The organism is Microbacterium sp. UBA837, assembly GCF_002296025.1.
In the GTDB taxonomy this organism is placed as follows: Bacteria; Actinomycetota; Actinomycetes; order Actinomycetales; family Microbacteriaceae; genus Microbacterium.
Map to the genome: position 1 here is coordinate 1 of NZ_DBHD01000206.1, position 9117 is coordinate 9117.

The following is a 9117-nucleotide window of genomic DNA, read 5'->3' on the forward strand; positions in this document are numbered from 1 at the left end:
CAGACTTGATCAACACGGCCTAGCACTCAACGACAAGATGCCCGCTGGACGGAGAGCCCTCCAGCTCCCTCCTCACCCTGCTCACTCATGTTTTCCCCGGAGAACTGCGCTGATGACGACGAGGCCCCGGGCATGGTCGTCCGCTCGAACCACTTCGTCCGAGTCCCCAAACGAGATGAGTCGCTCCAATGACCTGAACGATTCGTCAAATGAGGGGGGGTCGCCAGGAACAGCGGGCGTTATCGCAAGCGGCGTTCTCGCTTGTCTTGCGGGCCTCGCCGGGATTCTCTCACTCGGCATGACGGGGCTCGCGTGGTACAACGGAGAGCTGCGTGAGACAACAAGCTACGACTCGACCGAGGCAGGTATCGGCTACGGCATCGCGTGCTTCCTCTGGGTGGTGGCGGCTGCGCTGATCATCGTTGCGTTCGTGCTGGCACTAATACAGGCGCGGCGACAGCCGGAGCGTCGGAAGTTCTTTCTCGCTCTTGCCGGCCTTGTGCCCGCGGGGTGCGCGGTCGTCGTGGCCATCGGATGGTTCTTGCTGCTCGCGCCAGGAGGCGCGACCTTCGCGCCGTAAGGCACCTGCCGCGCCCCCTCCCCCAATGAGGCGTACACCACCTGCTGGTTGCCTGCAGACGTGTCGCTGAGGGTTCGTCAGCTCACGCAGGTCAGTTTCGTGATGCTGGTGGAAGCGTAGGCGAGGGAGCCACCGGCGCTGACCGTGGCGAGGACGGTGCCGCTGGAGTTCTTGCCCTGCACGTAGCCGCTGCTGCGTGCGTTCGCGAGCGATCGGACGACGCTGAGAGCGCCCGTTGACTGTGTCGTGTTGCAGGCGGAGAAGCTGAGCTTGCTTCCCGAGAGATTGTACCCGGAGTAGGCGCAGTAGTAGCCGGTTGCGCAGGACCCGACCGCCATCGTGGTGATCAGACCCTCGTCGGCCGCAAGAGTGAGTATCACCGCCCCGTCCTCCCAGGTGACCTCGTTGGGTGCTGTCTGGGATCCACCGGGGAACTCCGCGAGCACGGCGTCAACGCGGGCTTGGAGCTCGCTGGTATCGTCCGCGTACGCCGCGACACCAGGCGTGAACAGAGCCAGGGCAAGAGCACCTACAGCGGCAAGAACGGCGAGTCGACGAGAACGGGTACCGGTCATTTCATCTCCATATCGTGTAGTCAGTCACGGCGCCGGCGGGAATCCCGAAGTCCGGGAGTCCGTCGATCGTGTTGGTCTCTGCCGCGAGGATTCGCCAGGAGGCAGGGTCAATGATGAGTCGGGTGCGGTAGTCGGGCTGAAGGTCGGTGGGCTCGGTGTTCAGCACTACCCCGGACCGACCGGCCCGGTCGGTCGTCTCCCCCGCCACTGTGACACCGGCCGCGTCGAGGACAACTGTGATCGCGGCGCGCTGTGCCGCTTCGCTGAGCGTCCACACTTGCATCAGGGAGGTGACCGCGAGGACGTAGTCGCCCGCCGACGGCGCGTCAGCGTCAGTCCCGCCTTGTTCCCTCAGGAAGGCTTGGAGGTAGGCGCGCATGCCGTCGACGTCATCAGGTGGCGCGGTGGGGAACGGCGTGACGAGCTCGCCAGGCGCCCAACTGTCCTCGTAGAGGATCGTGCCTGTCGCCTCCGCGGACGCTGGTACCGGTTCAATCGGGGAGCCGTCGGCGGACATGGGGACTCCGGCGATGACCCGACTCGTGCCAGAGAGATCGTCGTTCCACTCGATCTGCGTCCGCTGCGGCTGTATGAATGTCGCGGTGGGGCTGTCCAGGTCGAGCTGCACGAACCAGCCTTCCCACTCCGCACCGCGGCGGGACTCGGCAACCTCAGGAGCTGGGACACCGGTCATCGATTCCTCCAGCAGTGTCTCCACAGTCCAGGAAGTCGGTTCGAGCGGCAACCGGTCCGGCGTGATCGCGACGGCGGGCACCGGCCGCAAGATCACGAGCGCGATCACGGCGACGACGGTCACGGCTGCCGCGAAGCCTGATCCGGCGAGCACCAGTGGCCGCCATACACGACGCGGCGAGACTGACCGCGCTGATCGATCCCATTGAGGCGTGCGGCGTCCGGTGAGCAAGTCATCCAACGTTTTCACCGCGTGCTCGGGCAGGGGCTGTCCCTCATGAGGATTGGCCTTGCGAAGGCGCCGACTCAGATCATCCATCCAAATCACCACCCTCAACCAACCTCGGCGAGATGCTCATGTGGGACTCCTCCATGAGCATCGAACGGATCTTTGCCCGGGCGCGAGTGAGTCGCACCCATACTGCCCCCGTGGAGCAATCCAGGAACGTCGCCGCCTCAGATGCTGACAGGCCGTCCCAGTAGGTGAGTTGCAGCACCAGCGCGTCAGCAGGGCGCAGCCGGGCCATCGCCGCTCTCACCTCCAAGTCGTCCTCGTTCTCGTTCCGCGCCGCTGCGGTGAGTTCTTCGATCACAATCCGCTGCATGCGAGCCTGGGCACGGTCGCGTCGCTGGTACTCGTTTCCGATCAGGTTGCGAGCCGCGCGAATTAGCCATCCGACCGTAATGGTCACTCCATTTTTTTGTTTCTCCAGGGCCCGGGCGTAGGTCTCCGCAGTAAGGTCTTCAGCAAGCGCATGGTCGTTCACGCGCTGGTAGATGTAACGCAGGATCGTCCGGTAGCTACGTTTGTAGAGAGTCGTGAAGTCCTCCGGGTCCGGCTCCACGTCTACTCCCCCGCGTTCATGACCAATCACACTCACATGACTTGTTTGGCGAGAACGTCGAATCCTTACACCGGCTCTCGAAGACCCCGAATGCGACCGCGGCCCACCCCCAGCAGTCGTCCGCCGCGCCGCACGTAAGGATTCCCTGCTCCCGCAAACACTACTCAGCACACGCGTCAGATCGGGGCCCGCGAGCACGGCGATACTGCTGCCGATGATCGTGCCGAACCCTGTGCAATGGCGGAGCGAACCAGGGCAGAGAGGGAGACCCATGAGGACTATGAGACAAGCCCGACTGGTGAAGACGACGATCGGACTGCTCGCACTCGCGGGTACTCTTCTGGGCGGCGCGCCGGCTTTTGCGAACGGTGACACCGGTACCGGAACCGACAACAACCAGGACGACTCCGGCACGGTCTTCATCGATGGCCGTACATTCGGGCCGGAGGACGGCGTCGAGGTCACCGAGGAGTGGGTCGTGCTCCCCGAGCCGGGCTCCGGTGGGACTGTCGGTGTCGAATGGCCATCGACGCCACCACCGGGAATGGTTACGCCGATGGTGTACTGGGGCTCGAGCTATGCGTATTCGACCGAGACCGCGTGGGTGTGGTACGAGGGACACGCGAAGGCTGCTGCGAATGTCTATAGCGGTCAGCGAATCATCCAGGTATGCATCCAATTCCAGCGCTCCGGCGTCGGAATCGCTGACAAGAGGTGTTCCTCTGCGAGCAGCAACGGCTCCTACTGGTCATCGGGGCCTGACGTCGTTTCGTATGCCACGGACTCACTCGGATTCGATGACCCGCAGACGATCATGTACATCTGGACGACGCGCATCAACCCGCAGATCCTGTGAGAATCACGCAGGTCTGGTCGTCTTGCGGCGCGCGGGTCGGGTCTCTCCATTGGTGTGAGACGCCGCCCCGTGCCCACGCGCCTGACTATTCGCTGAGAACCCCGGGCGAGGCTGTCCCGTCGTCGTCGGCACGATACGTCAGTATGTCTGCGGGTTGGCATGCGAGCACCTCGCAAATCGCGGCGAGCGTGGTGAAGCGCACCGCCTTGGCGCGGCCGTTCTTGAGGACGAACACGTTGGCGGGTGTGATGCCGATCGCCGCGGCGAGCTCGGCGACCGTGAGCTCGGACCTCCTGAGCTGCTCATCGAGATGAACGTCGATCGGCACTAGATCACTTCCTCCAACTCGTCGTGGAAACGGGTCGACCGTCGCAACAGCCCGAGCATCGTCCACACGACCAGCGCGAACGTCAAGCACAGCAAGAACAGTCCGATCAAGCCATACATCGCCAGCGGCGGTGTGTACTCCCTCACGCTGAGTGCGACAAAGGCTGCGACCAGCAGCACGAGCGCGATGACAGCGACCACGATCAACGCACGAACCCACGGCACGGCGGCCGACGAGAAGATCCGCTCCCGCGCGACCAGAGATACCAAACGCCAGACGACTACCAGAATCGCCTGCCCGCAGCCGATGAACAGGATCGACCACACCAGCGCCGGAACGAACAGATCCCACGCTTCGGGGAAGACGTGAACGACATCAAGCCCTAGGCGCGGCACGAAATACCCCTCGACCAGCAACGAGAAGAGAAACAGCAGGACCAGCAAGACCCGCACGGCCCAGCGAAAAGCGATCGGCATGTTGCCCTCCAACTATCGCAAAACGATATATCGAATAACGATAGTAGATCACATGTCGAGGGCCGCGCGACCGGATTCAGACCAGAAGTAAGGATTCCCCGACTTCGCAAACACTACTGAGCAACGCGCTGCACCTCAGCGCGACAGCGACCAGCGCGACTATTGGTCACCGCCCCGCAGTCCAGGCCGCGACGGGGCGAACCGGAAAGAAAGGGAGAGCTATGACGACCACGAGACATACCCGACTGGCGGGAGCGACGATCGGATTGCTCGCGCTCGTTGGTGCCGTCTTCGGTAGCGCGCCGGCATACGCAGACGACGAAGGGGACACGCCTGCAGAGTTCTCCGAACTCAGCAGCGACGAGATCGCCCTGCTCGAATCCGATGACCCGGTGACGATCACCATCGATCCGGCGACCGGCGCCTTCGAGAGTGTCGAATTAACGCCGGTGCTGATTCAACCGAACAGCGTCTACAGCATCTGCAACACGGGGCACGCATGCTGGCACGGCTGGCTGTCACCCCACATCTGGTACGGGTTCGATGGGAGCGGCGCGACCGGAACGTGGCCGAACCGCGGAAGCTTCTACACCAGTGGCTACTACGCGAGGCCGTGCTGGCTGTACTCCGGCTCCACCGTCTGCGCTGAGGCGTACAGCCCGAAGTACTCCACCATCACGTGGGGGCAAGAACTCACAGGCAAGAGGGTGTACCTCACCACGTAACGCCCGTCTCAGCCGGACTCGAACGCAATCCAGGCGCTGCCACTACGCATCAAGCTCGCGACCTCTAGGACACCGATACCCCGCACTCAGAACCGGTCAACGCTCCTGAGTGCGGGGTATCAGCGTTCCCTAGCGCTGCGGTGGGATGACGAAACCTTCGGGTAGCGCATTGTCGTGAACGACGCCGTTCTGGTCCCCGACGCTGAGGATCGTGTGCGCGTCGAGATTGAGTACGTCTCCGGCGTAGAGCGCATCGCCGTCACGGCGGACGTAGTTGACCCAGTGGAGCCACTGTTCGCCGACGCAGAACCGGGCGCCGATCGTCGAGATGACGTCGTTGGGTGCGACCCTGTAGGCAACCGGGACACCTTGATCGTCCAAGATCGCTTCGCCTGCCGCGTGGGGCATCGGGCCTCGGTCCACGGGGACCGCCAGGGACGCCCCACCGAGTTGTTCGACCTCGGTCTGGTCCGCAAGGGGGTATGCGGGAACAGCTCCTTCGCACGGGCCGGGATCAGCCACCGACCCAGGATCCATCGTGGGCACGGTCGTGGGAGACGGCGCTGAGGTGGCCGACGGGCTCGGCCCCGCGGTCAGAAGCTCCGATGCTGGCGGGGATGCCGTGCACGCCACCGAAAGCGAAGCGATCCCCGCGACGCACGCAATGACTGCCAGTCCTCTCCTCCTCATCCAAGGGAGTCTAGATCGCCTCGCCGGATGATGTCCGCTACGGATATTGCACCGGTGGACGAGCAGAGCACCGAGCACAGGCAGCTACGGGGCGTGCCCCTGCATCGCGTTTGGCGCGGCGGAACAGCGAGCGGTCAGTTACCCCCGCGACCGGGATGCGTCTCGGCAGCGGAGGGATCACACCGTCGGCGGTCAACACGGGGACGACGCTACGGCGCAGCGAGCTTCGCAGACCGGTCAACGCCCGATTCCGTAGGGCGAGTCGGGAGTCAGAGCGTGAGAGCCATCGTTCGGACGTCTGGCCGGTCGCTCATCGGCAACTGCTGGAAGCCGGCCCGTTCGTATGTTGCGATAGCCGGCGCATTGTCCGCAACGACATTCAGCGTCAGAGCTCGTGCGCCAAGCGCCCGAGCCTCCTCGATCGCCAGGCGGACAAGCGCGCTACCGTAGCCGCGACCCCGCCTGGACGGATCGACGATCACCCTGCCGATTCGGGCCGTGCCCTCGTCCAGAGCAAGGTCAAAGTGTCCGATCACGTCCGCCCTGTCGTCGATCATCACCCACGCACTGACGGCATCCGTAGCGGTCATGGCCGCCAGCTGATCAATCGTCAATGGCCACACCAGCCTGGGCCCGGTGAACATGTTCAGCGCATCCGCATCTGCGATCCACCCGACGACCGTCGATATGTCAGCGTCGACCCGTTGCCGGATTCTCAGCATGACGCGCTCACTCCGAGACCTCGATCACGATCCGGCCGCTACCGTCGATGACGCCGGGCCCCTTACCAGGTGTCGGAGCCGGGGCCGGGATCTGCTGCTCGGCCTCCCAGGTGACTCGAGCGTTGTGAGCAGAAGGGTGAAAGAGCTCATCGAAGCCGAGGAGACCAGCGGATGAAGGAGCCGTCGTGTCACCCGCACGGTGCCGTCGGCGAGCAGCGATCCCCACCGCTCCGAAGACGATCGGGACGAGCAGCACGACAACAATCGCGCCCCAGCCCCAGATGTCGTCCATACGCCCCAGGGTACGAGCACGGTCTCGGCCTCAACTCCACCGCACGGCGGAGATCTCCTTACAAGACGCGCGGCAGCGCTGACACCACACATGACCGCGGACACTCAGGGCGGCCGTCGGACTCCCTGTAAGGTATCCGCTTCCCACCAAACGTATCCCTCGAACGATCATCTCGTGAGCAGTTGAACGGTCATCTCGTGAGCAGTTGGAGGTCAAGATGGAAGCGGTCACTGAGTCAGCGAGCGATCTGATCCCCTCGTCTCGTTCGAGGTCGCGCTTGCGCGTCTCGATCCTCGCGTGCGCAGCAGTCGCACTGTCGATTCTGGTCCCCCTTCGCGCGGACGCTCAAACGCCTGGGGAGGCGGAGGCGATCTGCCCGAACGGCTCGACCTGTCTGTGGCGGGACGCGAACTGGGAGACGCTGGGGTACGCCGGCCGGTATCGGAACTACTTCTACTACATTCCGGACTTTTCCGCGTACACCTATCCGAGCACGATCACGTCGCTTGCCAACACCGTGTCGTCTGCGTACAACGACGGCAACTATGAGTGGACCTACTTCTTCACGGGAACGTACCGGACCGGAGATTGGGCAAGAGCGTATATCGATGTCGCGGTCAACTTCGGCTGGCCCTACAACGACAACCTCGAATCCGGCTACTACGAGAGCTGCCTCGACGGTGTCTGCTGACGCACGGTGAAAGACGGGACAAGGACGATGAGAACTTCAAGAACCCAAGCCACAGTCGCGGGCTCCATTGCCGGGCTGCTACTGATCTCCGCTGTCGTGGCGTCTGCCGCTGCGACAGCCGCTGCGGCGACCACGACAACTTCGGGCGACGTTGCGACGGTGGAGATCGATGTCGAGCAGGACCAGTCCCGGTGGGCTCTACCATTGGACAGCTACTTGATCGCGGATCCCCACGCAGTTGCCTATGGCGAGCAACTCGCGGTACAGCCATGCCTGGAAGAGGCCGGATACGCCTGGCCCGTCCCGTGGCAGGACCTCACCGAGGAACGATTCGAGTGGATGAATGATGCAGGTCGCACTCTGTTCAACGCCGAGCTTGCTGCGCGATCGGGATACCACCGACCGATCACCACGTCACCGAGCATCCAGGCCTGGGACGAGTTCGGCGTGTACGTGAACAGCTTCAATGCCGACGACGCGTTCAACGCCGTGTTCGACACGTGCCTCGATGCAGTCCGAGCGGAGAACCCCATGCCGAACATGGACGACCAGATGTACGTGTATGGATTGATCGCCGAATCCAAGCAGATCGCGCTCTCGAGTCCCGCCCTGTCAGACGCTGCCAAAAGGTGGAACTCCTGCCTCCAGGAAGCGGGGATCGATGCCCCTGCGACACCCGAGATGATGCCGACAGACCAGATGAAAGCGACCTTCGGTCTCGACGGGAGCGAAGCTCAACGTGCGGCGGGAGCGACACCGGACGAGATCAAGCTCGCGACCCAGGACGCGGAGTGCGCGGCGTCCAGCCGGTACGACGAGATCTTCTACAAGACCCAATGGGACAGCCAAGTAGTGCTCATCGACAACAACGCCCCCAAGCTGTCGCAGATCAAGGCCGATGTCGATCGATACGCACGCGGCATCCAGACGTTCATCGACGCGTACGCACCGTCAGGGCCTCAGGGCTAACCCACCACGTCCAGGACGAAAGACCATGAGGGAGTACGCAATGAGCACAGTTCATTTCCGAGTTGACCGCACCCGCTCGCACAATACTCGGCATCGAATATTCGCGATCCTGGCGGGAGTCCTCCTCGCGATCACCGCCACGCTAGGTCCGGCTGCGGCAGCCTCAGCGTCGGACTGGGGAGGGTACGCCGACCCGGCAAGCTGCAGCGGAAACGACCTGGTCAAAGAGGTCAATGTCTACAGCAACTCTGGCGTATACGTCGGACTGCTTCAAATCAAGTACTCAAACGGCTGCCCGGGAAACTACGCGCGATTCCAGAGCGCAGTCGGTTCAGCTCAAACAGTCGCGCTGAGCATCCACTCACAGGTCGGATGGCAGAACTCGGCCGGTGCAGACGAGACAAACGCCTCGGTCGTGTGGACGCGGGTCATTCAGCTCAACGACCCCAGCGACACAGTGTGCGCGTACCTGGACCTTACCTACTACGGGTACGGGACAGCGTCAGGGTGGACCTGCGCGTGACTCCACATCGTTCCCGACAGCGATGAAGAGACCCCGAAGCTGTGCGGCTTCGGGGTCTCTTCATCCGAACTCTGTAGATCGGCGCGCAGTGGGGTGACTAGATACCGCACGCGCATCCCGCGATCAGCGCGAACGCTCCCCCACGGGCGGTA

Annotated in this window: 14 protein-coding genes; 6 read left to right on the forward strand and 8 right to left on the reverse strand. The window is 63.4% G+C overall.

The annotated features are described in order from the left end of the window. Positions 1-298 precede the first annotated feature (298 nt). The gene (locus tag B3587_RS14740; protein ID WP_286793487.1) at positions 299-580 is read left to right on the forward strand and encodes a hypothetical protein; all 282 of its coding nucleotides are present in this window, start codon (positions 299-301) and stop codon (positions 578-580) included. Between the two features lie 77 nt (positions 581-657). Here B3587_RS14740 and B3587_RS14745 read toward each other — a convergent pair whose 3' ends face one another. The 3 genes from B3587_RS14745 to B3587_RS14755 are packed head-to-tail and all read right to left on the reverse strand — an operon-like array spanning position 658 to position 2693. Beyond that, positions 658-1155 carry a peptidase inhibitor family I36 protein gene (locus B3587_RS14745; RefSeq protein ID WP_286793486.1) on the reverse strand — a complete coding sequence of 166 codons (498 nt, stop codon included), beginning with the start codon at positions 1153-1155 and terminating at the stop codon, positions 658-660. A 1-nt stretch (position 1156) separates the two neighbouring features. After that, positions 1157-2167 (reverse strand): hypothetical protein, encoded by a 1011-nt coding sequence (locus B3587_RS14750; RefSeq protein ID WP_292730025.1) that lies wholly within the window; start codon positions 2165-2167, stop codon positions 1157-1159. After that, positions 2160-2693, reverse strand: coding sequence for an RNA polymerase sigma factor (locus B3587_RS14755; RefSeq protein WP_286793484.1), 534 nt, complete (start codon positions 2691-2693; stop codon positions 2160-2162). Before B3587_RS14755 ends, B3587_RS14750 begins: the two co-directional genes overlap by 8 nt. A gap of 271 nt (positions 2694-2964) precedes the next feature. Here B3587_RS14755 and B3587_RS14760 point away from each other — a divergent pair, with 271 nt between their 5' ends. Then, on the forward strand, positions 2965-3549 hold the full coding sequence (locus B3587_RS14760; RefSeq protein WP_286932053.1) for a hypothetical protein: 585 nt from the start codon (positions 2965-2967) through the stop codon (positions 3547-3549). An 85-nt stretch (positions 3550-3634) separates the two neighbouring features. Here the strand turns inward: B3587_RS14760 and B3587_RS14765 are convergent, their stop codons facing one another. Next, a complete protein-coding gene (locus B3587_RS14765; RefSeq protein WP_286793482.1) occupies positions 3635-3877 on the reverse strand; it encodes a helix-turn-helix domain-containing protein in 243 nt (80 codons plus the stop codon). Next, on the reverse strand, positions 3877-4353 hold the full coding sequence (locus tag B3587_RS14770) for a DUF2975 domain-containing protein (RefSeq protein ID WP_286793481.1): 477 nt from the start codon (positions 4351-4353) through the stop codon (positions 3877-3879). Before B3587_RS14770 ends, B3587_RS14765 begins: the two co-directional genes overlap by 1 nt. 221 nt (positions 4354-4574) lie before the next feature. On the opposite strand from B3587_RS14770, the gene B3587_RS14775 reads away from it, so the two are divergent. Continuing rightward, on the forward strand, positions 4575-5078 hold the full coding sequence (locus tag B3587_RS14775) for a hypothetical protein (protein WP_286793480.1): 504 nt from the start codon (positions 4575-4577) through the stop codon (positions 5076-5078). A gap of 129 nt (positions 5079-5207) precedes the next feature. Here B3587_RS14775 and B3587_RS14780 read toward each other — a convergent pair whose 3' ends face one another. The 3 genes from B3587_RS14780 to B3587_RS14790 all read right to left on the reverse strand — a co-directional run bounded on the left by B3587_RS14780 (position 5208) and on the right by B3587_RS14790 (position 6782). Beyond that, the gene (locus B3587_RS14780) at positions 5208-5600 is read right to left on the reverse strand and encodes a hypothetical protein (protein ID WP_292730029.1); all 393 of its coding nucleotides are present in this window, start codon (positions 5598-5600) and stop codon (positions 5208-5210) included. A 437-nt stretch (positions 5601-6037) separates the two neighbouring features. Beyond that, positions 6038-6490, reverse strand: a complete 453-nt coding sequence (locus tag B3587_RS14785; RefSeq protein ID WP_286793478.1) for a GNAT family N-acetyltransferase — start codon at positions 6488-6490, stop codon at positions 6038-6040. A 7-nt stretch (positions 6491-6497) separates the two neighbouring features. Next, positions 6498-6782 (reverse strand): hypothetical protein, encoded by a 285-nt coding sequence (locus B3587_RS14790; protein ID WP_286793477.1) that lies wholly within the window; start codon positions 6780-6782, stop codon positions 6498-6500. Positions 6783-6999: 217 nt separating this feature from the next. Here B3587_RS14790 and B3587_RS14795 point away from each other — a divergent pair, with 217 nt between their 5' ends. From B3587_RS14795 to B3587_RS14805, 3 genes are read left to right on the forward strand one after another with little or no spacing between them, the layout of a single operon-like run. Next, the gene (locus B3587_RS14795) at positions 7000-7473 is read left to right on the forward strand and encodes a hypothetical protein (protein ID WP_292730032.1); all 474 of its coding nucleotides are present in this window, start codon (positions 7000-7002) and stop codon (positions 7471-7473) included. Between the two features lie 27 nt (positions 7474-7500). Beyond that, complete coding sequence (locus B3587_RS14800) at positions 7501-8442, forward strand: hypothetical protein (RefSeq protein ID WP_292730035.1); 942 nt, start codon at positions 7501-7503, stop codon at positions 8440-8442. A gap of 40 nt (positions 8443-8482) precedes the next feature. Further along, positions 8483-8965, forward strand: a complete 483-nt coding sequence (locus tag B3587_RS14805) for a hypothetical protein (protein WP_292730038.1) — start codon at positions 8483-8485, stop codon at positions 8963-8965. Positions 8966-9117 lie beyond the last annotated feature (152 nt).

Bases quoted from the DNA above. Each gene is read 5' to 3' on its own strand.
- B3587_RS14805 (WP_292730038.1), top strand. From the start codon at position 8,483: ATGAGCACAGTTCATTTCCGAGTTGACCGCACCCGCTCGCACAATACT.
- B3587_RS14785 (WP_286793478.1), bottom strand. From the start codon at position 6,490: ATGCTGAGAATCCGGCAACGGGTCGACGCTGACATATCGACGGTCGTC.
- B3587_RS14790 (WP_286793477.1), bottom strand. From the start codon at position 6,782: ATGGACGACATCTGGGGCTGGGGCGCGATTGTTGTCGTGCTGCTCGTC.
- B3587_RS14740 (WP_286793487.1), top strand. From the start codon at position 299: ATGACGGGGCTCGCGTGGTACAACGGAGAGCTGCGTGAGACAACAAGC.
- B3587_RS14745 (WP_286793486.1), bottom strand. From the start codon at position 1,155: ATGACCGGTACCCGTTCTCGTCGACTCGCCGTTCTTGCCGCTGTAGGT.
- B3587_RS14800 (WP_292730035.1), top strand. From the start codon at position 7,501: ATGAGAACTTCAAGAACCCAAGCCACAGTCGCGGGCTCCATTGCCGGG.
- B3587_RS14795 (WP_292730032.1), top strand. From the start codon at position 7,000: ATGGAAGCGGTCACTGAGTCAGCGAGCGATCTGATCCCCTCGTCTCGT.
- B3587_RS14770 (WP_286793481.1), bottom strand. From the start codon at position 4,353: ATGCCGATCGCTTTTCGCTGGGCCGTGCGGGTCTTGCTGGTCCTGCTG.
- B3587_RS14775 (WP_286793480.1), top strand. From the start codon at position 4,575: ATGACGACCACGAGACATACCCGACTGGCGGGAGCGACGATCGGATTG.
- B3587_RS14760 (WP_286932053.1), top strand. From the start codon at position 2,965: ATGAGGACTATGAGACAAGCCCGACTGGTGAAGACGACGATCGGACTG.
- B3587_RS14750 (WP_292730025.1), bottom strand. From the start codon at position 2,167: ATGGATGATCTGAGTCGGCGCCTTCGCAAGGCCAATCCTCATGAGGGA.